The organism is Pedosphaera parvula Ellin514, assembly GCF_000172555.1.
In the GTDB taxonomy this organism is placed as follows: domain Bacteria; phylum Verrucomicrobiota; class Verrucomicrobiia; order Limisphaerales; family Pedosphaeraceae; genus Pedosphaera.
Window position 1 is genome coordinate 66,234 of sequence record NZ_ABOX02000013.1, and the last position, 23,183, is coordinate 89,416.

The following is a 23,183-nucleotide window of genomic DNA, read 5'->3' on the forward strand; positions in this document are numbered from 1 at the left end:
TTCCAACACATCACTGGAGCCAACCAGCGTTGGTGCGGTCGGTTCCGCTACGCGGTTCACGTCGCGAGTTGCCGGCGGCTCAGATACGTTAGCCGTTACACCATGTCACTCCGAACCACACTTTTTCTAGTCATCGCGCTCGTCGCAGCATCTTGTTCGAGGCATCACGAGCAAGTGGCCGATAAGCCTGCTAATTATGATGTGGTTCTTCTCCCAACCCCGGAGTTCCCGCTAACCGAAGCCAGAAAGGTTGCAACCACGGTAGCGAATGATACAGGTCTGCACGTCCTGACGGCATTGCCGCTGGGCACTCGGGATTGGAAGCCATATCCCGACAGGCCCCAATACGACCCCGAAGAATTGAAGACTCTTGCTCTGCCGGTTATCGAGCGACTCAAGACCAACTATGGCGGCAAGGTGTATGTGATTCTTACGTCGCGTGACATAGGCCCATCTGACAAGAGCCTCAATTTTGTGTTCACCCAGCATTTCCTGGCTCAAAAAATTAGCGTGGTATCCGCAGCCCAAATGTTGTTCGACCAGCAAGGACACCAAGCACCCCTGAACATCATCGAAAACCGCCTGCGAAAAATGCTCCTTCGCACGATAGCTCTTCAGTATTACGAGTTGCAAGGCAGCTCAGACATTCGTGACGTGACGTATTCCCCGCTGATGAGTGTGAGCGATTTAGACCAGATGGGTCTTACGCTTAAACTCAAATGAAAAGGCAAGGTTACTAACCATGCGCTACAGCGACCCCGGCATTCGTTCAGGAAATCCTTTTCGACATTCAATATAAGCATTCGCTAGGCAGGTTTTTCGCTTAAAAAGGAAGAAATAATAGTTGACACGGAATCTAAAAAAGATATAAAAATCCGTATAAAGAGTTGCTGATAACATTTAATATGATTATGAACGTATGAATGAGAGAAAGTCTGAGCGATTTTGTGGGTGCCAATTAATACGTGCTTCGGTCTATCTTGCGTTAAACTGAGATGAAATTTTCCAATTATCCGAACGAGGGGTGGCCGGTTGTCAGTCGTGCGTTGAGAGGCATTGCGTTGGGTTTCCAGGGAATCACGGCGGTGGCGAGAGAAGTTTTCAGTTTCAAGGGTTCAGTTTTTAGAGGAAAAAACATTGGGCGTTTGCTGGTTGAGGTCGGAAGCCATCGGAAGGTATCGGAAGGTATCGGAAGGTATCGGAAGGTTACTTTGCAAGTGGTTCCTACATATCTTGTAGGCAATTCTTCCCTCTCCATTTACTTGCCATTGCCGCGGAAACACGGCAATCTCATATAATGATGAAAAGTCTGCTCAAACACAGCCGTGTGCTTGTACTGGCCGGTTCGCTCCTGGTCGGCTTGCTTGCAAGCACCACCGTCCATGGGCAGACTTCGCTTACCGCAGATGAGATCATGCAACGGGCGGTGAAGCGTTCTGAATCCAACGAGGTCCGCGATGCCAAGCCGAATTATGCTTACACCAAGCATACGGTGACTGAAGAGATGGACAGCAAGGGGCACGTGAAGGAGCATCGGGAAAAAATTTACCAGATGCTGGTGGAATCCGGTTGGACCTCCGCAAAACTTGTGCAGTTGAACGGCCAGAGTCTTTCAACGGAGGAATTAAAGAAGCAGGAGGAGAAGGAAGCTGCGGAGCGCCAGAAGTACACCGATTCACGCCTCAATAAAAAAGGGGATAACCGTGAAAACTTCCTTACCTTCGACATTATTGAGCGCTTTAAATTTACTTTGGTTGAGGAAAAGGAATTTAACGGGCGTCCCACTTACGTCATCGTTTTTCAACCCCGGAGCGCTGACCTGCCCGTCAAGAAGATCACGGATCGTTTTCTCAATCAGGTAGGGGGCACATTATGGGTGGATAAGCAGGAATTTGAGCTGTCCAAGATTGATGCCCACCTGCAAAATGAAGTCGCCCTGTGGGGCGGAATGATTGGTGTGTTGAGAAAATGTAATTTCGTGCTGGAACGGACCCGCATGCCCGATGGCGCGTGGTTTAGCAGCGCGTCCAACGGCGTTTTCGAAGGGCGCAAGCTCCTCGAACCGATGAAGGTGTTGACCAAATCGGAATCCACCAACTTCCGTAAACTATCGCTCGCCAGGGATTAAGAATGGGGTTTCTCGATGTCCAAAAAGCAGAAGATTGATCTGACGCCAACCGGGCAGGGATTGAATAATCCTTTCGCGTCGTTAAATGTCGGCGGGGAATTGCCACCCGGACCGGCGGATAAACCGGCTCCGACTCAGAATTCGGAGCCGCCCAAGCCCTCGAAATATGGCCGGGTGGTGCTGCGCAAGGAAAAGGCCCATCGCGGTGGGAAAACGGTGATTGTCATCTACGATTTCGCGCCGAATATCAGTTTGAAATACATCGAATCGCTGGCTGGCAAGCTGAAGGCAGCCTGCGGTTGTGGCGGAACCACCAAGGAGCGCACCATCGAAATACAGGGCGATCAACCCGGTCGCATCCGGACGTTGCTGGAAGAGGAAGGTTTTCGAGTTGCAGGAGTCTCCTGAACGCGTGATGCTATTCGTGTGCAGACGCCATTATCCAACGCCGAGTTACGAAAACTGAAGGCCCGGGCTCAATTGATGGAGCCGATTCTCAAAGTCGGCAAAGCCGGCTTGAGTGAAGCCTTTTTAAAGAGCGTGGATGAAGCCCTGGCTCATCACGAGTTGGTTAAAATCAAATTTGCTGACTTCAAGGAGGAGAAAAAGACCCTCTCCCCCCAATTGGCCGAGAAGACTTCCAGCCATCTGGTCATGCGCGTTGGGAACGTAGTGGTCCTTTACCGCAAAAAGGCTGAGGCGACCAAGGCGGAAGAAGGCGCGGTTTCCAATCCCTCCTGAAAAGCCTTGCCAGTCGGCTGGGTTGCAGGTGTAAAACTACTCAGTTACAACCCGCCTGAAGCCTAGCGTGGCTGTTGCTTGAGCAATGACGCCACCACGTCAATCAATTCAGATGCCTGGTAAGGCTTGGCCAAAAAGTGGTCAGGTTTGGCCGGGGCGTTTTGGAAGATGTCTTCGCCTACAGTGCCGCTGACCAGGAGGATTTTCTGGTTTGGATCAATGCGCCGAAACTGCTCGATCAATTCCATGCCATTCATGGTGTGCATGGCATAATCGGTGATCAACACGGCCGGCTTGGGATTGGCTTTGGCGTAGGTTTGCAGGGCGACTTCCGGATCGCGGAATGATTTTATATTATGACCCTGCGGTTCGAGAATGACAGTTGCCAATTCCAACAACATTGGCTCATCATCCACCACATAGATCAGGGCCCCGGAATTTTTGACAGGGTGGGAGCAGTTCGTTTTAGTTTCAGTCATTGGCGATAATCCTCTCGCGAAACGCAGTCGTTCGTGCACAGTTAAAACCCATTTGTAAACCTTGGCAAGTTGTCTTTAAGCGCTATTTTTGGAAATGGGGTGTTACTCGTATGTTCCTTGGTTCAAACAAATTCCCGTTGCGCGGTTGGCTCACACGACGTAAGATTTAACCCATCTGAGGTACCGAACCTGCCATCTTACCCACGAAGGCACTTATGAAATCCGACAAATCATCCTTTAAAAAGGTCGTAAAAAAGGTCACAAAATCGATTCAGGAACGCAGCGCGGCGGTGGCCAGCAAACTGAAGGCCACGGGTAAGGTCAAGACAGCCGCCCCGGAGAAAGTTGCGGCTGCCACATCGAAAGAGAAAGAGAAGGCCAAGTCAGTTGCCAAGCCCAAGACCGCAGCTAAAACACCTCCTCCAGTTCCCATTCCTGAGAATGAGAAGCCGCCCGTCCTGGCAAAACTGAAAAAGAAAGTTGCGGCCAAAAAGGCTTTAAAAATACCTGCGATTCTCCTCGAAGGGGATCAACCCACCATTCCCGCGCCCACCGGGCCAGGCCAGCGCTATGCCTTGGGGCCGGTCCCGCCGCCAGTGCATCTGGGCGGAGTGGAAACAGCCGGTGAATTGCCCGAGGCCTATGGCACCCAGCAATTGCTGCTGGCCGCCCGCGATCCCCACTGGCTCTATGCCCGGTGGGATCTGACTCGTGAACAGCAGCGCAAATACAATGCACTTTCCGTGGATCGACACCTCATCGTAAAGGTTTTCATGGAGGCAATCAAAGGTGAGCCAATCTCCATCGTCCATGTCCATCCTGAATCGAATCATTGGTTCGTCCCGGTGGAGCAGGCGGGAAAAAAATACCTGGCGCAGTTGGGATATTTTCAGCCGGACGGCAAATGGGTGACGATCTCCACTTCGGGAGCCACTTTGACTCCGCCGGACACCATGTCCGAGGATGTCACGGCCCAGTTCGCAACCATTCCCATTGATATTCCCTTCACCCAGTTGGTCGAAATGGCCAAAGAAGCGGTGCGCCTGAATGTGCCGCTGACTGAAGTCGTGCGACAACTCAAGGCGAGCGGTTATCAGATACCAATGCAGGAGGGCACTGTTCCAGTGATGAAGTGGACTGCTGAGCAGGAGCGTGCGTTGTCGGCCATCATCACCATGGACAAGGTTCGTCGCGTGTGGATGGGCTCGCTAGAAATCACCGAATTGATTCGCCGACAACTGCAACAGGAGATCTCTTCGATGGGCGTGATGCAACTCGGACAACCCACATCGCCGGTGGGGGCGATCACGAGCGTTTCCAGTCCATTTGGCGGCGTCCAGCGGGGTCAGAAGAGTTTCTGGTTCAACGTGAATGCGGAACTCATCATTTATGGCGCCACCGAGCCGGATGCGACAGTAACGATTGGAGGGCGCAGGATTAAACTGCGTCCGGACGGTTCGTTTAGCTACCGATTCGCATTGCCGGACGGCAAATATAATCTTCCTGCCATGGCGATTTCTGCCGACCAAACCGATGGCCGCGCGGCTGATCTGAGTTTTGGTCGCTCGACCGCCTATCGTGGTGAGGTCGGAAAACATCCTCAAGACCCGGCGCTGAAACCGCCGCTGGTTGAAAACGTGAGCTAATATTATGGATCGGGATTTGGAACATCTGAACCTGCTGTCCATTTTTTATTACATCGCGGCCGGGCTCGGCCTCCTGGCCACGTGTTTCATTCTGCTCTATTTCATCGTCATCAGCGGCGTCCTGGCTTTCGTTCCAAAGGGACCTCACGGGCCGCCGACACAGATTTTGGTGCCAATCATGATGGTTGTTGGAGGCTTTGTCTTTCTCCTCAGCCTGACCATGGCGTTCCTGACATTTTTAACGGGACGTTTTTTAAAGCAGCGGAGGCATCACCTCTTTTGCGTGATCATGGCGGTGATTCACTGTCTGAGTTTTCCATTTGGCACCATTTTGGGTGTGTTCACCATCGTGGTGCTGCAAAGGCCCCGGGTGCAGCAAATGTTTAACGAGATGGCGCCAGTTGCATGAATCCCTATAATCGGATTGCGTTAACGGTCATTCGATTGGTGGCCGCAGGGTGTTTGCTGATAAGCATCATGAATCTGGGATTGTACTATCTTAAAAGTCAAAAGGACAGAGTGCCCATGCATGCTGGACGCTTTTTATGGCTCGCCATTCCGCTTGTGATAGGCATCGTTCTGCTGGTAAAAAGCACCGCCATCGCACGTCGTTTGACTGAGGACTTTGATGAATGATAGTTTTGAATGCGGGCTCCGCTGCCCGGTTTCAGTTTTTAAATAATGGATTGAAGGTTTTTGGCAGTTGGGAATTTTAATACACGGGCATGCAAGGTTATCTTTCTTTGGTTCTCCACGCGCATCTGCCGTTCGTGCGTCATCCCGAATACGACAAGTTTCTCGAGGAGAACTGGCTTTTCGAGGCAATCACCGAGACCTACATCCCCTTGATCCAGGTAATGGATGGCTGGTTGCGTGATGGCATGGATACTCGCTTGACCATGACTTTGTCGCCCACGCTCTGCTCCATGCTGCTCGATCCTTTATTGCAGGACCGCTATCTGGGGCATTTGGATTCCCTTATCGAACTGGCGGAGAAGGAGGCCTTGCGCACCCACTGGGACGATTCCTTGCGTCCGCTGGCGCAGATGTATCAGCGGCGCTTCATAGGCATACGAGACACTTACTTTTCCTATGGGCGCAACCTCGTGGGCGCTTTCCGCAAGTTCCAGGAGCAGGGCAAGCTGGAGATTATAACATCGGCGGCCACCCATGCGTTGCTGCCGTTGATGGCCAATCATCCGCAATCCATTCGCGCACAAATTCTGGTGGCGCGTGATCATTACCGCAGTTGTTTCGGTTGCGACCCGCGCGGCATCTGGTTGCCGGAATGTGCCTACGTCGAAGGGGTGGAAAACGTTTTGCAGGAGGCAAACATCCGTTGGTTTGTCATCGACACCCACGGAATTTTGCATGCCCGCCCGCGCCCGCGATACGGAGTTTTTGCGCCCATCTTCACTCCCAACTGCATTGCCGCATTTGGCCGTGATCTTGAATCCGCCAGGCAGGTCTGGAGTAAACACGAAGGTTATCCCGGTGATGTGCGCTACCGGGATTTCTATCGTGATATCGGCTTTGATCTCGATTTTGATTATGTGAGGCCGCACCTGCCTGACCCAAACCAACGCGGCTTTACCGGCATCAAGTATCATCGCATCTCGGGTGATGCGCCGGAAAAGCAGGCTTATGACCGCGATGCTGCCCTGAGCATGGCTGCCGAACATGCAGGGCACTTCCTGGGAGAACGCATCAGGCAGGTACAGCACCTGGCATCGATCATGGATCGTCCTCCCATCCTCATCTCGCCTTACGACGCGGAGTTATTTGGCCATTGGTGGTATGAAGGTCCCGAGTTTCTGAATTACGTTGTGCGCAAGGCATATTACGACCAGAAGGTTTTTGATTTGGTCACGCCCCATCAGTACTTGTGCAAGCATCCCACCCAGCAGGTGGCAACACCCAGCGCGTCGAGTTGGGGCTCTGAAGGTTATTGGAATGTTTGGCTGAACGAAACCAATGAATGGATTTATCCCCATTTGCATATTGCACAGGAGCGAATGACAGAACTGGCACGCCGATACCCACAAGCGAATGGCATCACCTTGCGGGCGCTGAAGCAGGCTGGGCGCGAGTTATTGCTGGCGCAAGCGAGTGACTGGCCATTTATCATGCGTACGGGCACGAGCCCGGATTACGCAAAGAAGCGGGTGAAGGATCATATTCTGCGGTTCATTGCGTTGCACGAGCAACTCACAACAACCAGCATCGACGAAGCGTGGCTCTCGAAAATAGAGTTTATGGACAATATCTTTCCGGATATCGATTATCGCTACTGGGCTTGAGGCAGGTTCTATTTCCTTTTTTCGAGAAGCTCTCGAACTTTTAGCAGCAGGTCGTTCGAGCTGTACGGTTTTTGGAGCAGTTCCAAACCTTCCACCTGGAAATAACCCGCCTCCAGCGAGTTGCCACTGTAACCACTGCAAAAGAGCACCGGCACACCCGGGTGAGTTTCGTTAATGCGGCTGTAAGCTTCCTTGCCTCCCAACTTTGGCATCACAACATCCAACAGCAGCAGGTCCACGTCTTTGGCATGCAGAGCAAAAAGATCGCAGGTCTCTTCACCGTTGCTGGCGGCAATGACCCGGTAGCCGACGCGTTCGAGGGTTTTGACTGCCAATTGACGGACCATTGGCTCATCCTCGGCCAGGAGAATGGTTTCGGTTCCCCCCGGAGGGACAGTGTGGAGATTCTGCTCCACCATTTCGGAAACACGCTGGGCCATCGGAATATAAATCTTAAATGTCGTTCCCAAACCAGGCTCGCTATACACATGAATCAGTCCTTCATGCTGGCGAATAATTCCATAGACAACTGAAAGACCGAGACCGGTGCCGCGTCCTTTCGGTTTGGTCGTGAAAAAGGGTTCAAAAATGCGACTGAGTGTTTCGCGGTCCATCCCCATGCCGTTATCGGTTACGGTGAGCAGAATAAAATTCCCGGCCCTGGCCCACGGATGATCTTCACAGAACGAGTGATCAATAACGAAGTTTTGTGTCTCCAGCGTGAGTTGCCCGCCATTCGGCATCGCATCGCGCGCATTCACGCACAGGTTCAGGAGCACCTGTTCCAACTGGCCCTTATCGGCAAAAATATTTTCCAAATGTTTGCCGGCGAGGAAATGAATTTCAATATTTTCTCCGATCAAACGGCGGAGCATTTTGAGATGGTCGGCCACCAGCTGGTTAATATCCGTGTCCGTCTTCTGCATGGCCTGCCGCCGTCCAAAGGCAAGCAACTGGCGCGTGAGCTGGGTCGCTCGTTCGGCAGCTTTCTGGACCTGTTCCAAATGATGCCCCAGTTCGTGTTCCGATGCGCTGCGTGCCAGCATGGTATAACCCATGATCACCTGCAAAAGGTTGTTGAAATCATGCGCCACGCCGCCAGCGAGCAAGCCAATGGCCTCCATTTTTTGGGCCAGTCGCACTTGCTCTTCCAGGGCTGTCTCCCTGGTCACATCGCGTTCCACGGCGATGTAGCTGGTAATTTTCCCTCCCTCGTCTCGAATGGGATAAATGGAAACATCCGCTTCAAACTTTTGACCATCCTTCTTGCGGGAAACGAAACGTCCGCTCCAACTGCCGGAAACCGCAATCCGGCCAACCAGGTGCGCGAATTCGAAGTGCGCTTCTCCGTCCTGCGGCAAACTGTTGATGTGGCGTCCAACCATGGCCTCACGACCATAACCGGTAATGCGTTCGAAGGCGGGATTGACATATTCAATCAACCCGTCGAGATCGAGATGGATGATGATATCCGTCGATTGCTCGACCGCTGTGGCCAAACGCACCAGATTATCTTCCGCTCGCTTGCGCTCGGTGATGTCGGTCATCATCACCAATCGTGCCTTTCGGCCTTCAAAGGTCAGTGAGTGGGAGTTGATGTCGACGAGAATAATGCTGCCGTCCTTTTTTAAATGACGGAATGGGCCCAACAGTTGGAGGCCATCACCCATGGTCTGCATTTTTTTCACCAGGAATGGAACATCCTCTGGAGGACGGTAATCCTTGAGGGTCATCGCCAGAAATTCCTCGCGGGAATATCCGTAGTGATGGATGGCGGCTTCATTTGCGGCGAGCACCCGCAGCGTCTCGATGTCGTAAACGATCAGAGGGCTGGGGTTGCGGTCGAAGAGGAGTAAATATTTTCGTTCGGAAGCATGGAGTGCTTCTTCCGATTGGATGCGTTCCAGCGCGGCGCCGCAGTAGTCCGCAAGGCTTTGGAGAGTTCTTAAATCCTCCCTGGAGTAGGCATGGAGTTTGTAGCTCTGGATGGATAAGAAGCCGGCAACTTTCAGCGAACTGCGAATCGGGACAAACATCAGGGAAGCTGCCGGACGATTCACGTCGCCAAAGCGCATCGTACTGTTCGGTTGAGACTGTGGGTTCTCGCGCAGGATGAGCTGGGCGCCTTCGGCGAGAACCCTGCGCATGGTTGCGGTCGGTTCGCCACCGTCGCCGCTGGGAGCAACTTCGGTGCGCAAGCCATTCATCAAATCCATGGCCAGAACACTGTTAATCACATCCTGTTCAGAGGAGTAGGAGTCGAGAAAACAACCGTCCCAACCAATGAGTTGATCGGCAGCGTCCAGAATGGTCCTCGCGGCATCCCGCGGCGTCCTGGCGGCGCTGAGGCGCTGGCCGAGGACGGAGAATACAGCGCCGCGAAATTCGGCCCGCTTGCGTTCGGTGATGTCTGTATTTGCGCCAATCCATTCGCGGACCTGGCCCTGTTCGTCGAAGACCGGCACGGCGCGGGTAAGCATGTAACGCCATTGACCATCGTGGCGCTGCAATCGGTGCTCGATGGAATAACTGGCAGTGTTGGCGACTGCGGTCTTCCAGGCACTTAACGTAAGTTGCTGATCCTCGGGGTGGACGGCCTTCAGCCATCCGAAATCGACGCTTTCCTGATGAGTCAGGCCAGTGAAGGCTTCCCAGCTTGGATTTTTCGAAGTGAGGCGTCCATCGGGTCCAGCTGTCCAGATGGCCTGCGCTGTGGCCAGCACCAGTGAACGGAAACGCGCCTCACTTTCACGCAGATGTTGTTCAGCGGACGAATGTTGGGGAGTCGAATCGGGGCTTTCATCGAACCGCGAAGGTTGCTTCATGATGGTACAGCTTCTGATTGCTCGACCTAATTTTTTTCACGGGACCGAGTCTGTCCACGTACCCTAGCGAAGAGATTTTTGAAAAGCAAGCAATCCGCTGTGTTGACAGCTTAAAACTTATCAACAGTCACACAGCGTCAGAAATACCGATTCATCAACGGCTTTGCTGCCGAGCTTTTGGGATTTATCGAGTTTCGGGTCGACTTATTCACAGTAACTGCGCGTGGGAGTGATGACAATATTCTCCAGGTCAACGATTCCCTACAATATGCTGATCAGGGAATTGGGGGCTGAGCTCACTGATTGTGTTTAGAGCGGGCGAGCTCGAACAACCAGACGGCCAGACCGGCAAAAAAGAGAAAGGCTATTACGCTTGACCATAACGGAAACCGATAGCCAGCCAGAATGATATCTTGGTGCATCACCAGTCGGAACAGGTGCGCCACGGCTATCAGTCCGAACAATGCACCTGCTATGCGCAGCCCCAAGCTTTGTGAATTCGCATTTTGCATATGTACCTCCCTTCCAGTCTCGACTTGCCGAAAGCTGTTTGCAAGTCGGGTGAAGTTGAACGCGGGCGACATTCTTATTGTGACCAGGATTTTAGATGACCCATGCGAATAGCAATTACCAAGGGTCGGGTAATCAAACTGCATTGGCGCACAGTTTCAGAAAAGCCGCTTCATCAATGATTTTGACCCCGAGTTTTTGGGCTTTTTCCAGTTTGGAGCCCGCGTCTTCACCAGCAACGATGTAATCTGTTTTCTTGCTGACGCTGCCGCTGACCTTGCCGCCGAGGGCTTCGATCTTCGCGGCGGCTTCTTCGCGTTTGAGAGTCGGCAGGGTGCCGGTGAGCACAAAGGTTTTTCCGGCGAAGTGGCCCAACGCGGCGGCGGGCTTATAGAGCTCCGAATTGAAATTGAGTCCGGCTTTGCGGAGCAGCTCGATGAGTTCGCGATTCTTCGGCTCCTGATGCCATTGCACGATGCTGTGGGCGATGACTTCGCCAATGTCCTCGACTTCGGTGAGCTGCTCCTGGCTGGCTGCAAAAATGTCATCGAGTGTTGTGAAGCGGCGGCCGAGTCGTTTGGCCACACCTGCACCGACATGCAAGATGCCGAGGCCAAAGAGGAGTCGCCACATGTCGCGGGTCTTGCTGGCTTGAACGCCATCCAAAAAATTTTGCGCGGACTTTTCGCCCATGCGCTCCAATCCGGCGACTTGATCCAGGGTGAGTGAATAAAGATCGGAGACTTCGCGGACGAGCCCTTTCGTGACGAGTTGGCTGACGAGCGCTTCGCCGCCACCTTCGATATCCATCGCGCCGCGTGCGCACCAATGCTCGATGCGTCCACGAATTTGAGCGGGACAGGCAGCATTGAGACAACGCCAGACGACACCGGCAGCTCCATTTTCAGTGCCTTCCGTGCGCGCGACCTTGCTGCCGCATTCCGGGCAGTGAGTTGGAAATTGAAACTGCACTTCCTTGCCGGTGCGCTTCGTCAATACCACGCCCACGACGGCCGGAATGACCTCGCCGGCTTTTTCAATAGTGACCGTGTCGCCAACGCGAATGTCCTTGCGGCGCAGTTCATCTTCATTGTGCAAGGTCGCACGGCTGATGGTGCTGCCCGCGAGAAAAACGGGTTCAAGTTCGGCAACGGGAGTGAGGGCGCCCGTGCGGCCGACCTGAATGGTGATGGCCTTGAGTTTGGTTTCGGCCTGTTCAGCGGCGTATTTGTAGGCAATGGCCCAACGAGGAGCCTTGGAGGTAAAACCGATTCTTTCGCGCAAGGCGAAGGAATTGAGTTTGATCACCGCCCCGTCGGTTTCGTAGGTGAACTTGCGGCGCAATTGATCGAGCTCGTTGATGGCATCAATCAATTCATCGGCGGAGCAGCACTTCCAGGTTTTTTCGGGAGTTTTGCAGCCAGCAGATTTCAACCAGGCCAGCACTTCGTCATGTTCCTTGGGCCGTTCAGCCCCTTCAAATACACCGAGGCCATAGACGATGACGTCGAGCGGGCGTTTGGCGACGATGCGAGGATCAAGTTGCTTGAGCGAACCGGCGGCGGAATTGCGCGGATTGGCGAAAGGTTCCTCGCCAGCGGCGACTCGTTCCGCATTGATTTTCGTAAAAGCAGCCTTGGGAAGATAAACCTCACCGCGGATTTCCACGACGTCAGGCAGTTTCCTGCCAGAAGCCTTGAGCTTGCCCGCGATGCTACGGATCGTTTTGAGATTGGAGGTGACGTCATCACCAGTGGTGCCGTCGCCACGGGTTGCACCGCAGACGAAAACTCCTTTTTCGTATTTGAGATTGATGGCGACGCCGTCGACTTTGGGTTCCAGAATCCATTCCAACGTTTCGTTGGGGAGCAAGCGTTGGACGCGGCCGACGAAATCGCGGACATCCTGCTGTGAGTAGGTGTTGTCCAGACTCATCATCGGCGAGAGATGGTGGACGGGCTTGAATTCTTTCAGTGGCTCACCGCTGACGCGTTGGCTGGGAGAATCGGAGGTGATGAGGTCGGGGAATTTTTTCTCGAGATCGAGCAGCTCGTGATAGAGTCGGTCGTAAGCCTGATCACTGATGGTGGGCTTCGCCTCGACATAATAGGCATTGTCGTGGCCGCGAATTTCCTCGACGAGCTGGGTGTGTCGAGTCTTGGCTTCGTTATGAGTCATGGGCTTCTTCAGGATTCAAGCTGGGGCCTTGTTTACGCATTAATGCTGCACCCCCAATCAATTACCTTTCCTTAAAGCCGGTGGCAAGCGGACAAAGCACTTGTAGCAAACAGTTATGAAACTTATAGTCTGGTTGTCTGTCTTCGCGTGCGGGCTTCCTTCCCGGCCTTGTAGATCGACATTTTTTGATATGACCGATTCAACACATACACCCGAAATCTCGGATTCTCTATCCGACTTTACCACCAATTCCAGAGTTCTGCTGCTTTCCGGCATGGCCGCCATTATTGGCGCTATTAGTGCCGGTGTCGCGTACGGATTACTTTGGCTGATCAGCTTAATCACCAATATTTCCTTCTTTCACCGGTTCAAGGTGGAGGATGTGACGCCGCAGGATGCCCATATTGGGGCGTGGGTAATCATCATTCCGGTGATCGGTGCGCTTATCATTGGTTTAATGGCGCGGTACGGTTCGCCCAAGATACGCGGGCATGGGATTCCGGAGGCGTTGGAAGCGATTTTGATCGGTCGAAGCAAACTGGAGCCGAAAGTGGCGATATTGAAGCCGATTTCTTCAGCCATTTCCATTGGAACTGGCGGTCCGTTTGGCGCGGAGGGGCCGATTATCATGACCGGCGGGGCTTGTGGTTCCTTGTTTGCTCAATATTTTCATCTGACTGCCGCTGAACGCAAGACCTTGCTGGTCGCGGGTGCGGCTGGCGGCATGGCTGCCATTTTCTCGACGCCCATTGCAGCAATTTTGCTGGCGGTGGAATTGCTGCTTTTTGAATGGAAGCCGCGCAGTTTGATTCCCGTGGCGGTGTCTGCCATCATGGCTTCGGCCATGCGTGTTCCTCTTTTGGGCGCGGGACCGATCTTCCCGGTATTACCTCATGGAGCCATGACAGGTGCTGAGCTGTTGGTCGCTGGCGTGGTGGGTATCGCCGCTGGTTTGGCCTCCGGAGCCGTCACCACCCTGGTTTATGCGCTCGAGGATGCTTTCAAAAAGTTGCCGATTCATTGGATGTGGTGGCCGGCGATTGGTGCAGTGTTCGTCGGCATCGGTGGTTACATTGATCCGCGGGTGTTGGGGGTGGGATACAAATTAATTCACGGATTGTTGCGCGGGGAATTGGTCGGAGCGGCGGTCTTGGGTTTGCTGATTGGCAAGGCGATCGTCTGGTCCATCGCGCTGGGATCGGGAACTTCCGGCGGTGTGCTGGCTCCGTTGCTCATAATGGGCGGCGCGCTGGGGGCGTTGTTGTCGCGTTGGATTCATATAGGCGATACCGGGCTTTGGGCCATGGTGGCAATGGGGGCGATGATGGGCGGCACCATGCGTGCACCATTTACAGGGACGATTTTTGCGCTGGAATTGACGCATGATTTGAATGCCTTGCCAGCAGTGATGATTGGTTGCATTGCTTCCCTGGGAGTAACGGTGTTGCTCTTGCGGCGATCCATCCTGACCGAGAAAATTGCGCGCCGGGGACGGCATATCAGTTGTGAATACAGTGTCGATCTGTTCAGCCTATTGCGCGTGGGCGACGTAATGGATGCCAATCCACCCACCATCCCCGGTGATATGCCGGTGACGCAGTTCTCGGACCTGATTGCCCAGGGTGATCCGCAACTGACGCGTCGCCAAGGGACGTTGATCGTGGATGGGAGTGGTGATTTGGTAGGGATTATTACGCGTGGGGATGTGGTGCGTGCATTGCAGGGAAAGGCCGCTGAGAAAAATACCGTGCTGGATTCGGGCAAGAAAAATCCCGTTGTCACGTACACAGATGAACTGCTCAACGTGGCGATCAGCAAGATGCTGAAGCAGGACGTGGGGCGATTGCCGGTGGTGGAGCGAAGTAACCCAAAGCGGATTGTTGGTTACTTGGGGCGGGCAAACATCATGGCGGCGCGCACCAAGCACATGGAAGAAGAAGATTTGCGCGAGAAACATCCGTGGCTGGCGCGAACGTTGCGCTGGCCGAAGTTCGCCAAATAGTTTCAGCGTTCACATTCAGTCTGGACAAGTGTCGGGCGGAGAATCAAATTTCCGGCATGGCTTTGACACCTTCAACCATGTTGCCGCTCGGCACGAGCGCGCCCGATTTCCACTTGCCGGATACCAACGGAAAGACTGTTTCGCTGGCAGATTTCAAAGATGCCCCGGCGTTGGTGGTTATCTTCATGTGCAATCATTGTCCTTACGTGAAGCATATTCGTGAGGGCTTGGCGCAGTTTGGGCGTGATTACCAAGCCAAAGGAGTCGGGATTGTGGCCATCAGTTCAAATGACGCAACGGGTTATCCGGCAGATAGTCCCGCAGCCATGAAGGAAGAAGTAAAGTCGGCGGGTTACACCTTCCCTTATCTTTACGATGAGACGCAGGCGGTGGCAAAGGCTTATCGCGCAGCCTGCACGCCGGACATTTATCTGTTTGATCGGGAGAAAAAGCTGGTGTATCGCGGGCAATTTGATGAGAGCCGCCCGCGCAACGGATTGCCAGTGACAGGCAGGGATTTGCGTGACGCAGTGGAGGCTGTGCTGGCAGCGAAACCGGTTTCGCAGGATCAAAAGGCGAGCATGGGTTGTAACATCAAGTGGAAATCCGGGAATGCACCGGATTATTTCTGATTCCGGCTCCGGCTGATTCTCATGCAACAAAACTACATCGGGATCGAGATCGGTGGCACGAAGCTGCAGATCGTCGTGGGCGACGGTGCCGCAAAGATTTTGGAACGACATCGATTCACAGTCGACCGGGTTCAGGGAGCTGAGGGGATACGCAAACAGATAGAGGAAACTCTTGGCAAGATCGTGCCCGGCGTAAAGCCAGCAGCGATAGGAGTCGGTTTCGGTGGGCCGGTGGATTGGAAAGCCGGGAAGATTTGTAAATCGCATCAGATCGAGGGTTGGTCGGAATTCGACATGGTTGGCTGGATTAAGGGCCTGGCGAATGTGCCGGTCGTAGTGGATAACGATGCCAACGTGGCCGCGTTGGGTGAAGCACTGCATGGAGCCGGGGTTGGTTTTAATCCGGCATTTTATGTGACGCTCGGAAGCGGAGTGGGCGGTGGTTTGGTGCTGAACGGCAGCATCTATCATGGTGCGAAGCCAGGAGAATCGGAGATCGGGCACGTGCGGTTGGACCGGCGGGGAACAATTTTGGAATCACGCTGCTCGGGGTGGGCAGTGGATGCAAGAATTCGTGAGCTTAAGGAGCGGCATCCGGAAAGTTTGTTATGCAAACTGACGGAAGGTGCAACAGGCGGGGAAGCAAAGCACCTTGCGTCCGCGCTCCAACAAAAAGATGCAGTTGCCCGAAAGCTGCTGGAAAAGGTAACGGAGGATCTGGCATTTGGACTTTCGCATGTGGTGCATCTCTTTCATCCGGAAGTGCTTGTCATTGGAGGCGGGCTTTCGCATGTGGGTGAGCCGTTGCGGGCGGCGGTGGAGAGGGCGCTGGAATATTTTATCATGGGAGCATTTAAGCCCGGTCCAAGGATTTTATTGGCTGGCTTGGGGGAAGATGCGGTGCCGGTGGGGGCGCTGGAACTGGCGAGACAGGTAAAGTAGAAGCGCATAATCCACGAATTCTCTCTGTGCTTTTTTCCGCGAAATGGCATACTAACGCAACTAATGAAGCAATGGATTAATGATTTTGTTACGGCGCAGAAAGCGGCTCTGGATTCGATTCCCGTGGAGGCTGTGGCGCAGGTGATTGAGAAATTGAAGCAAGCTGTGGCTGAGGATCGCCAGATTTTCGTCTTTGGCAACGGCGGCAGCGCGATGAATGCCTCCCATTTCGCCACCGATTTGGGCAAGGGTTCCTCCGACAAAATCGGCAAGCGTTTCCGGGTGCTTTCGCTCAATGACAACGTGAGTTGGATGACGGCGATCGGCAACGATTACGCCTATGACCAGATTTTTGTGCGCCAGTTGCAGAACTACGGCAGGAAGGGCGACCTCGTGCTGGCTTTAAGTGTCAGCGGCAATTCTCCGAACGTGGTGCATGCGCTGGATTGGGCCAATCAGAATGGCTTGCACACCGTTGCGCTCGTGGGTGCCAAGAAGGGTCGTATGGCGGAGATTGCGCACCAGGCCATTGTTATTGATTCCACGCATTATGGGCGGGTGGAAGATGCGCAGATGGGTATCTGCCATATGCTCTGTTACGCCTTCATGGAAAAGCCGGAAATCGCGAAGCTTTAGAGTCGTGAAGGTTAGAAGGTCCGTTTTTCGGCCTTTTAACCAAGTTTCCAGCCTGGAAAGGGTTGCAACACGGCGAATAGGCGTTAAGTAAGACTATGGCCGTTTCAGCGCTGATTCGCAGCAAACTTAACGAATTGCCCCATAAGCCCGGCATCTACCTGATGAAGGATAGATTCGGTACGGTGATTTATGTGGGTAAAGCGCGAGATTTGCGCAAGCGAGTCAGCCAATATTTCCATCCTTCCCGCAAGATGGGTTGGGACCTCAAGTTCAAGGCGCTTACCGAAGCCATTTACGATTTGGATGTCCACGTGGTCCGTAGTGAGCCGGAAGCATTGCTGCTCGAAGGCAAGCTGATCAAGGAATTCCATCCGCGCTACAACATCAGCTTCAAGGATGATAAGCGATTCCTGATGCTGAAGGTCAACCTGAACGACCCCATTCCCCGGTTTACGCTAACCCGGTTCAAGCAGGATGACGGAGCGCGTTACTTCGGACCTTTCGCACATTCCTCCGCTTTGAAGAATACCCTGACGATGATACGTCGGCAGTTTCATTTGCGTGGGTGCCGACCGTTGACGCCCAACGAGCGGGATTACAAACATTGTCTCTATGGCAACCTGAAACATTGCACGGCTCCATGTATTGGGAATGTGACGCGGGAACAGTATCTGGCGCAAGTGCAGGCGGCGTGTGATTTTCTTTCCGGTCAAGGTGAGGAAATGCAGGAGCAGCTCGCCGAGGAGATGAAGAAAGCAGCGGCAGCGCAGGATTACGAGCGCGCGGCGATGTTGCGCGATGCCATTTCCGATTTGAGGCAGACCACGAAGAAAACCGTCAAGTTTGAGCGACTCCCATATAACCTCCCGCTGGCCATCGAGCCGCAACGGGATTTGGCTGAGTTGGGACAGGTCTTGGATTTGGCCGGGCCGCCGATGCGCATTGAAGGATTTGATATTTCCAACATCAGCGGCACGTTCGCAGTGTCTTCGTTGGTGAGTTTTAAGAATGGACGCCCTGATCGCTCGAACTACCGCAAGTTCAAGATGAAGTCGGTGGTGGGGCAGAATGATTTTGCCTGCATGGCGGAGACCATAAGGCGTCGCTACAGTCGATTGCTGCGCGAAGGAAAAGAAGCCCGAAAGGCAATGGAGGCAGCTTCAGCCAATGCAGTGCCGCAACCGTCAGAGAATGCATCGGAGGTTCAACCCGCATTGCCAGGCTCACCACTGCCGTCAAACCTGCCGGACTTGATTTTGATCGATGGTGGCAAGGGGCAATTGAATGCAGCCTGCGAGGAGTTGGAGAAACTCGGATTGAGCCAGATTCCCATCATCGGGCTGGCGAAGGAGTTTGAGGAGATTTATCGGCCGGGTCAGAGTGAACCGCTGCGTTTATCCCATGCTTCCGGGGCGCTGAAGTTGTTGCAACGGGTGCGCGATGAATCGCATCGATTGGCCAACACATATAATGCCGAACTGCGGTTGAAGAAAATTTCCGAGAGTATTTTGGATGAGTTCCCGAATATTGGGCAACGGCGCAAGGCGGATTTATTAAAGAAGTTTGGTTCCGTGCAGCGCTTGCGGATTGCGACCGTGGAGCAGATCGCGGAAGTGCCCGGGTTCGGCGGCAAGATGGCGGCGGATTTGAAGGCGTTTCTTGAGGCGCGATCTTCGACACCGGTGCTGACAACCAAAGAGGGTGAAGACGGACAGGAGAAGCCGGCAGAAACCGCGCAACAAAAACAGCCCCCTGAAATCGATTTGCAAGGCTGAAGATACGGACACGATGTTGGCGGGAACAGTGAATCCATAGGGGCAACTTCCTGTAAGACGGCACATCGTTGGTATGTATAATGCTCAATCCGGAGCATGGATTGCGTGGGTTTGTTAGAAGGGCTTCTCATTATACCGCATTTCTTTGGCCTGGTTGGGCAAAGTTGGGCAATACCTTCTTTAAAGTGTCGCCGATTGAGGCGAATTCTGCCGGTAGTGTTGCTGTTGGGATGCATCGGCAGTGCCGTCGGGGCGAATGAGACGCTGCCTTTTTTGCAGGTGGGCGCGCAGTCCTATACGAACGTGGTTGTGACAGGTAAGACGGCGACGGATATATTTATCCGCCATGCACAAGGGATGGCGACGGTAAAGGTCAGACATTTGGATAGCGCCACCCGAGCCCGTCTCGGCTATCCGGCGGCGGAGCCTTTCAAGGCAACAGCAATGGTGCCAACCGCACCGCAACTTGTCACGCAGGCCACTGCGGACGCACCTACCCCTCTGTCCGAAACGCGGAACGACCCCGTTCAGCAATTGAAGCGGTTCGGGATTCCATTGCTTCTGTTGGTCATCGGCTTGCAGGTGTTGAAATACCTGACGCGGTCGAAGCGGGCGTGCGATGATGAATCGACGGCCTGTGCCGAGGGCAGTCCAGATTTGAAGTCGATCATTGCATCGAACCGGCCCCTGAAATCGTTGAAGGAACTTTTTCCGTATGGGATCACGGACTCGAGCCTCATGGAGTATGGCAAGGCGAGGCATCGCCGGCACACCGGTGCGGAACAAAGTCACTGCGAGATCTGCCACAGCACGGCGGTGAGTCAGTTACAGGCCTATCGTTGGATTACCATGGTCCAACCGAAGTTCACATTCACGAGCTTTAATTTTCTGATGCTGTTTTTCGGACGCATTGGAATCACGCTTCAGCAAACGGAGATTAGCTTTGAGACGGCTCATTGCGTCTGCCAGTCCTGCGCGGTGCGAACCCGGATTCGGAGAATGCTCTCGGTGGTCGCAAAGGGTATCGCCTTTTTCGTTTTACTTCTCAGTCTGGCTGTCACTGTCATGGGGGGAGGTTCGGTGGTGTATGACTCCCTGCAAGGCAATCCGGTGGATCACGAATTTCTGTGGCTGTTTTTCGCGGGTCTGGGCGGCCTTTTTATTTCATGGCTTGGACACAAATGCGAAAGGAGCTTGCGAATCCCGTCGCCATTCCGTTCCATCGGCCTGCACCCATTTTGGCTTTCACGCGTTTACGTGATTCGGAAGTGTGAAAGCCGGGTTCCCGTCAGCGAGAGAGCGGGTGTGAGTGGTTGACTTGGGAACGAAATGTTAAGCCATCCAGCGTCGCGTTCTCAGTCGTCGGTCCCGGCTTTAGCGAGATCGGGGGGCGGGGACTATTTACCCATTTTCAAGGTGGGACAGCTTTGAGTTGCGTGCAGACATTTTTTGGATGAGAATGCGGCCTCAGAACTTATGAAGCGATTCAATGCTAAATACGCTGTTCTCACGTTTTTAGGGGGATGCATGCTTGCGACCCAGATGGCCGGCGCAGCGGAGTTGGACCCGGGCAAGCTGCCACCGCCCTCAACCAGGAAACCAGATTTCAAAAAGGATATTGAGCCGATCATCGAGAAGAATTGCCTCCGCTGCCATGGGCCGGAGAAGCAAAAGGGCAAATACCGAATGGATTCACGCGAAGCCGCGCTGAAAGGGAGCAAAGGGCCGGTGATTGTGCCGGGCAAGAGCGATAAGAGTCGCCTGGTGTACATGCTCGGCGGACAGGTGGAAGACATGTTGATGCCGCCGGAGGATGCTGGTGGCCCGCTCACACCGCAACAGATTGGAATTATTCGCGCCTGGATTGATCAAGGTGCGGAATGGCCGCAGGAAGCAGGCACCGCAGTGGCGCAGGTGGATTACAGCAAGGAAGTGGAACCGATTTTCAAGGCGTCGTGTGCTGAATGTCATAGCGGTGCAGAGGCGAAGGGCGGTTTCAGTGTGGACTCGAAGGAAGCAGTGCTGAAAGGTGGCAAGAGTTATGGCAAAGTGGTGGTGCCCGGTGACAGCAAGAAGAGCACGCTGATCTCGATCGTCTCCGGCAAGGATGAAGACATTGCCCAACCGGAGAAACACAAATTATCCAAAGCCCAGGTGGACGTGCTAAAGAAGTGGATTGATCAAGGAGCCAAATAGTTTGCTGTTGGTTATGCGACGCAAACACGGATGGCTGGCGATTGCGGGCTCTCTCCTGTTGCTGGCTGGCTGCAGTACCAACAAACAGATGGCTGACCTGGTCGATGTGAAAAGAGTAGTGCCCGGAGTAGTGTTGGATATTCGCTATGCGACCACCAACAATTTTACGGGGAAAAAGCTTTATCCCGTGGCCAAATGCTGTCTCCGCAAGGAAGCCGCAGTGAGCCTCAGAGAGGTGCAGGAGGAATTGCACGAACTGGGTTATGGGCTGAAGATTTATGATGGTTACCGTCCGCTTTCCGTGCAAAAGAAAATGTGGGAGGTGTATCCGCATGAGGATTATGTGGCGAATCCGGCGAAGGGGTCACGCCATAATCGCGGTGCAGCGGTGGATTTGACGTTGATCAGGCTGGATGGGACCGCGGTGTCGATGCCGACCGAGTTTGATGATTTTACGGAGAAGGCGCACCGGAACTATATGGATCTGCCGGAGGAGCAAATTCAAAACCGCGAATTGCTTGCGCGGATAATGACGGCGCACGGATTCAAGGGGTTGCCTGCCGAATGGTGGCATTTTGATTACAAGAATTGGGAGCGGTACGAGATTCTTGATATCGATTACTCCAGGATCAAGTGAGTCGTAGGAGGGTTTGCAAAACCGGATTGTGTCACAATAAGCGCGACTTCAGGTAAATGGCTGATACTGTGCGGAGGTTGGGAGCGTGGATTTCGGGATTACAATGCCTCGCTCAGCAAATGACACCGGTTGTTGATTAACATCGTCTATGAATATACAAGTTGCCGTTTTGTGTGATGCCGCGACGGATTCGGGAGGCAAGCTGAACATTTTAGGGGCGTTTGACGGGTTGAATCCGCCGCAGTTCCCGTTTGTCTACGCGCAGTGTTGCATCGCGTTGCGGCTTACGTTTACGAGTGAGGAGGAAGGGACGCATCAATTGCGGCTGACGTTCATGGATGAGGATGGAAAAATGTTGATGCCGGGAATCGATTTGCCCATTGCAGTGGCCATTCCTGCAGAGTCGCATTTTGCGACTTCCAATGTCATCGTGGTGCATCCGCCATTGAAGTTTGAAAAGGCCGGACTGTACTCGGTCGATATTTCGTTGGATGGCCGGCAGCAGGGGAGTATTCCACTGCTGGTGCGGGGGACAAGGCAGGGGTGATGTGTTTTTGATGTATGCAAAAATGGAAAAGGCGCGGAGAAGGTCCGCGCCTTTGAACCAATCAAAACCATTTAGTCTTCCTAGAGCAAGCTGATGGAGTCGGTGTCCACGAACATGGTGGCGTGGGGTTGCTTGCGAAGGATGGAGGCCGGGCAGGCGGTGCTGATGGGGCCTTGCAAGGCGTCCTTGATTGCCTGGGCTTTGCGTTTTTCCGGAGCGATGCAAATCACTTTTTTGGCTGAGCAAAGGGTGGGGATGGTCAAGGTCAGGGCATATTGTGGCACGGCATCCATGCCAGGGAAATGACCTTCACCGACCTGCTGCAAACGACACTTTTCATCAAGCTTGGCGATGGTGACCTGACGTTTGTCTTCGAAGTTGGCGACCGGCGGATCATTGAACGCCAGGTGACCGTTCTCGCCAACACCAAGGCAGCAGAGATCAATGGGTTGTGCCTTCAACAGCGCGGTATAACGGTCACACTCATCCATCGGGAGCAGGGCATCGCCTTCGAGGTAATGGAAGGCCCTGGGCTTGACGCGGCTTTCGACGCGTTCGCGCATGTAGCGGCGGAAACTGGCCTTGTGATCGCCGGAGATGCCGAGGTATTCATCCATGTGAAAGAGAGTGATCTTGGACCAATCAACCCCGCCGAGCTGGATGAGGGCTTCGAGAAATTTGATCTGGGAATTGCCCGTGGCAAGAATGGCGGCGGCCGAGCCTTTGGCGGCGAGCACTTCGCGCAGATAAGCCTGGACGACGCGGGCAACATCCTGCGAGAGGTCAGCCTGACTCGCATAGACGCGCACAGGCAGTGCATCGACTTGAAATGTTTTGACGGGCATTACTGAGGATACAGTGGTCATGACATTAAATTTTCTTCGTTACAACCCGCAAACATTAGGTAAAGGCGGCGCGGGATGCAAGAGTCGGGTAAAGGACCGAAAACCAGGCATGATTGGGCAAGCCGTCCGGCGTGTATTTTCCGGGATCACTGTTTATCCAAAAC

At 53.7% G+C, this 23,183-nt stretch carries 23 protein-coding genes; 18 read left to right on the top strand and 5 right to left on the bottom strand.

Going from position 1 to position 23,183, the window contains the following annotated elements; genetic code table 11:
* Window positions 1-102 precede the first annotated feature (102 nt).
* From CFLAV_RS12390 to CFLAV_RS12410, 5 genes are all read left to right on the top strand, one after another.
* Complete coding sequence (locus CFLAV_RS12390; RefSeq protein WP_007415075.1) at window positions 103-723, top strand: zinc metalloprotease; 621 nt, start codon at window positions 103-105, stop codon at window positions 721-723.
* Window positions 724-995: 272 nt separating this feature from the next.
* The gene (locus CFLAV_RS12395) at window positions 996-1,298 is read left to right on the top strand and encodes a hypothetical protein (RefSeq protein ID WP_007415076.1); all 303 of its coding nucleotides are present in this window, start codon (window positions 996-998) and stop codon (window positions 1,296-1,298) included.
* Window positions 1,298-2,128 carry a LolA-like protein gene (locus CFLAV_RS12400; protein WP_007415077.1) on the top strand — a complete coding sequence of 277 codons (831 nt, stop codon included), beginning with the start codon at window positions 1,298-1,300 and terminating at the stop codon, window positions 2,126-2,128. Before CFLAV_RS12395 ends, CFLAV_RS12400 begins: the two co-directional genes overlap by 1 nt.
* A gap of 15 nt (window positions 2,129-2,143) precedes the next feature.
* The gene (locus CFLAV_RS12405; protein WP_007415078.1) at window positions 2,144-2,536 is read left to right on the top strand and encodes a translation initiation factor; all 393 of its coding nucleotides are present in this window, start codon (window positions 2,144-2,146) and stop codon (window positions 2,534-2,536) included.
* Between the two features lie 18 nt (window positions 2,537-2,554).
* Window positions 2,555-2,869 carry a YhbY family RNA-binding protein gene (locus tag CFLAV_RS12410; RefSeq protein WP_040548372.1) on the top strand — a complete coding sequence of 105 codons (315 nt, stop codon included), beginning with the start codon at window positions 2,555-2,557 and terminating at the stop codon, window positions 2,867-2,869.
* Between the two features lie 62 nt (window positions 2,870-2,931).
* Here CFLAV_RS12410 and CFLAV_RS12415 read toward each other — a convergent pair whose 3' ends face one another.
* The gene (locus CFLAV_RS12415) at window positions 2,932-3,348 is read right to left on the bottom strand and encodes a response regulator (RefSeq protein ID WP_007415080.1); all 417 of its coding nucleotides are present in this window, start codon (window positions 3,346-3,348) and stop codon (window positions 2,932-2,934) included.
* 215 nt (window positions 3,349-3,563) lie between these two features.
* Between CFLAV_RS12415 and CFLAV_RS12420 the strand changes: the two genes are divergently transcribed.
* The 4 genes from CFLAV_RS12420 (at window position 3,564) to CFLAV_RS12435 (ending at window position 7,294) form a co-directional block, all read left to right on the top strand.
* Window positions 3,564-4,994: a DUF4912 domain-containing protein gene (locus CFLAV_RS12420; RefSeq protein ID WP_007415081.1), complete on the top strand. Its 1,431-nt coding sequence runs from the start codon at window positions 3,564-3,566 to the stop codon at window positions 4,992-4,994.
* A 4-nt stretch (window positions 4,995-4,998) separates the two neighbouring features.
* Window positions 4,999-5,403 carry a hypothetical protein gene (locus CFLAV_RS12425; protein WP_007415082.1) on the top strand — a complete coding sequence of 135 codons (405 nt, stop codon included), beginning with the start codon at window positions 4,999-5,001 and terminating at the stop codon, window positions 5,401-5,403.
* Window positions 5,400-5,630 (top strand): hypothetical protein, encoded by a 231-nt coding sequence (locus CFLAV_RS12430; RefSeq protein ID WP_007415083.1) that lies wholly within the window; start codon window positions 5,400-5,402, stop codon window positions 5,628-5,630. Before CFLAV_RS12425 ends, CFLAV_RS12430 begins: the two co-directional genes overlap by 4 nt.
* A gap of 89 nt (window positions 5,631-5,719) precedes the next feature.
* On the top strand, window positions 5,720-7,294 hold the full coding sequence (locus tag CFLAV_RS12435) for a glycoside hydrolase family 57 protein (RefSeq protein ID WP_007415084.1): 1,575 nt from the start codon (window positions 5,720-5,722) through the stop codon (window positions 7,292-7,294).
* Between the two features lie 8 nt (window positions 7,295-7,302).
* Here the strand turns inward: CFLAV_RS12435 and CFLAV_RS32255 are convergent, their stop codons facing one another.
* From CFLAV_RS32255 to ligA, 3 genes are all read right to left on the bottom strand, one after another.
* The gene (locus CFLAV_RS32255) at window positions 7,303-10,119 is read right to left on the bottom strand and encodes a PAS domain S-box protein (protein WP_007415085.1); all 2,817 of its coding nucleotides are present in this window, start codon (window positions 10,117-10,119) and stop codon (window positions 7,303-7,305) included.
* A gap of 296 nt (window positions 10,120-10,415) precedes the next feature.
* A complete protein-coding gene (locus tag CFLAV_RS12445) occupies window positions 10,416-10,631 on the bottom strand; it encodes a hypothetical protein (protein WP_040548440.1) in 216 nt (71 codons plus the stop codon).
* 133 nt (window positions 10,632-10,764) lie between these two features.
* On the bottom strand, window positions 10,765-12,807 hold the full coding sequence (gene ligA, locus CFLAV_RS12450) for an NAD-dependent DNA ligase LigA (protein WP_007415087.1): 2,043 nt from the start codon (window positions 12,805-12,807) through the stop codon (window positions 10,765-10,767).
* 190 nt (window positions 12,808-12,997) lie between these two features.
* Here ligA and CFLAV_RS12455 point away from each other — a divergent pair, with 190 nt between their 5' ends.
* The 9 genes from CFLAV_RS12455 to CFLAV_RS12495 all read left to right on the top strand — a co-directional run bounded on the left by CFLAV_RS12455 (window position 12,998) and on the right by CFLAV_RS12495 (window position 22,174).
* Entirely contained in the window at window positions 12,998-14,809 is a 1,812-nt protein-coding gene (locus CFLAV_RS12455) for a chloride channel protein (protein WP_007415088.1), read from the top strand.
* Between the two features lie 56 nt (window positions 14,810-14,865).
* Complete coding sequence (locus tag CFLAV_RS12460) at window positions 14,866-15,441, top strand: thioredoxin family protein (protein WP_040548441.1); 576 nt, start codon at window positions 14,866-14,868, stop codon at window positions 15,439-15,441.
* A gap of 21 nt (window positions 15,442-15,462) precedes the next feature.
* The gene (locus CFLAV_RS12465) at window positions 15,463-16,383 is read left to right on the top strand and encodes an ROK family protein (RefSeq protein ID WP_007415090.1); all 921 of its coding nucleotides are present in this window, start codon (window positions 15,463-15,465) and stop codon (window positions 16,381-16,383) included.
* A 63-nt stretch (window positions 16,384-16,446) separates the two neighbouring features.
* Window positions 16,447-17,019 (top strand): D-sedoheptulose-7-phosphate isomerase, encoded by a 573-nt coding sequence (locus tag CFLAV_RS12470; RefSeq protein WP_007415091.1) that lies wholly within the window; start codon window positions 16,447-16,449, stop codon window positions 17,017-17,019.
* Between the two features lie 95 nt (window positions 17,020-17,114).
* Complete coding sequence (locus CFLAV_RS12475) at window positions 17,115-18,794, top strand: excinuclease ABC subunit UvrC (RefSeq protein WP_007415092.1); 1,680 nt, start codon at window positions 17,115-17,117, stop codon at window positions 18,792-18,794.
* A gap of 195 nt (window positions 18,795-18,989) precedes the next feature.
* Complete coding sequence (locus CFLAV_RS12480; RefSeq protein WP_150107389.1) at window positions 18,990-20,111, top strand: hypothetical protein; 1,122 nt, start codon at window positions 18,990-18,992, stop codon at window positions 20,109-20,111.
* 159 nt (window positions 20,112-20,270) lie between these two features.
* Window positions 20,271-20,990, top strand: a complete 720-nt coding sequence (locus CFLAV_RS12485; protein WP_007415094.1) for a c-type cytochrome domain-containing protein — start codon at window positions 20,271-20,273, stop codon at window positions 20,988-20,990.
* Between the two features lie 13 nt (window positions 20,991-21,003).
* Window positions 21,004-21,627: a D-alanyl-D-alanine dipeptidase gene (ddpX, locus tag CFLAV_RS12490; RefSeq protein WP_007415095.1), complete on the top strand. Its 624-nt coding sequence runs from the start codon at window positions 21,004-21,006 to the stop codon at window positions 21,625-21,627.
* Between the two features lie 148 nt (window positions 21,628-21,775).
* On the top strand, window positions 21,776-22,174 hold the full coding sequence (locus tag CFLAV_RS12495; protein WP_007415096.1) for a DUF6941 family protein: 399 nt from the start codon (window positions 21,776-21,778) through the stop codon (window positions 22,172-22,174).
* An 80-nt stretch (window positions 22,175-22,254) separates the two neighbouring features.
* On the opposite strand, the gene CFLAV_RS12500 is transcribed toward CFLAV_RS12495, so the two are convergent.
* Window positions 22,255-23,040 carry a glucosamine-6-phosphate deaminase gene (locus CFLAV_RS12500; protein WP_007415097.1) on the bottom strand — a complete coding sequence of 262 codons (786 nt, stop codon included), beginning with the start codon at window positions 23,038-23,040 and terminating at the stop codon, window positions 22,255-22,257.
* Window positions 23,041-23,183 lie beyond the last annotated feature (143 nt).

Coding starts and splice junctions, on each gene's coding strand:
- CFLAV_RS12390 (WP_007415075.1), top strand. CDS start 103: ATGTCACTCCGAACCACACTTTTTCTAGTCATCGCGCTCGTCGCAGCA.
- CFLAV_RS12395 (WP_007415076.1), top strand. CDS start 996: ATGAAATTTTCCAATTATCCGAACGAGGGGTGGCCGGTTGTCAGTCGT.
- CFLAV_RS12400 (WP_007415077.1), top strand. CDS start 1,298: ATGATGAAAAGTCTGCTCAAACACAGCCGTGTGCTTGTACTGGCCGGT.
- CFLAV_RS12405 (WP_007415078.1), top strand. CDS start 2,144: ATGTCCAAAAAGCAGAAGATTGATCTGACGCCAACCGGGCAGGGATTG.
- CFLAV_RS12415 (WP_007415080.1), bottom strand. CDS start 3,348: ATGACTGAAACTAAAACGAACTGCTCCCACCCTGTCAAAAATTCCGGG.
- CFLAV_RS12420 (WP_007415081.1), top strand. CDS start 3,564: ATGAAATCCGACAAATCATCCTTTAAAAAGGTCGTAAAAAAGGTCACA.
- CFLAV_RS12425 (WP_007415082.1), top strand. CDS start 4,999: ATGGATCGGGATTTGGAACATCTGAACCTGCTGTCCATTTTTTATTAC.
- CFLAV_RS12430 (WP_007415083.1), top strand. CDS start 5,400: ATGAATCCCTATAATCGGATTGCGTTAACGGTCATTCGATTGGTGGCC.
- CFLAV_RS12435 (WP_007415084.1), top strand. CDS start 5,720: ATGCAAGGTTATCTTTCTTTGGTTCTCCACGCGCATCTGCCGTTCGTG.
- CFLAV_RS32255 (WP_007415085.1), bottom strand. CDS start 10,119: ATGAAGCAACCTTCGCGGTTCGATGAAAGCCCCGATTCGACTCCCCAA.
- CFLAV_RS12445 (WP_040548440.1), bottom strand. CDS start 10,631: ATGCAAAATGCGAATTCACAAAGCTTGGGGCTGCGCATAGCAGGTGCA.
- ligA (WP_007415087.1), bottom strand. CDS start 12,807: ATGACTCATAACGAAGCCAAGACTCGACACACCCAGCTCGTCGAGGAA.
- CFLAV_RS12455 (WP_007415088.1), top strand. CDS start 12,998: ATGACCGATTCAACACATACACCCGAAATCTCGGATTCTCTATCCGAC.
- CFLAV_RS12460 (WP_040548441.1), top strand. CDS start 14,866: ATGGCTTTGACACCTTCAACCATGTTGCCGCTCGGCACGAGCGCGCCC.
- CFLAV_RS12465 (WP_007415090.1), top strand. CDS start 15,463: ATGCAACAAAACTACATCGGGATCGAGATCGGTGGCACGAAGCTGCAG.
- CFLAV_RS12470 (WP_007415091.1), top strand. CDS start 16,447: ATGAAGCAATGGATTAATGATTTTGTTACGGCGCAGAAAGCGGCTCTG.
- CFLAV_RS12475 (WP_007415092.1), top strand. CDS start 17,115: ATGGCCGTTTCAGCGCTGATTCGCAGCAAACTTAACGAATTGCCCCAT.
- CFLAV_RS12485 (WP_007415094.1), top strand. CDS start 20,271: ATGAAGCGATTCAATGCTAAATACGCTGTTCTCACGTTTTTAGGGGGA.
- ddpX (WP_007415095.1), top strand. CDS start 21,004: ATGCGACGCAAACACGGATGGCTGGCGATTGCGGGCTCTCTCCTGTTG.
- CFLAV_RS12495 (WP_007415096.1), top strand. CDS start 21,776: ATGAATATACAAGTTGCCGTTTTGTGTGATGCCGCGACGGATTCGGGA.
- CFLAV_RS12500 (WP_007415097.1), bottom strand. CDS start 23,040: ATGACCACTGTATCCTCAGTAATGCCCGTCAAAACATTTCAAGTCGAT.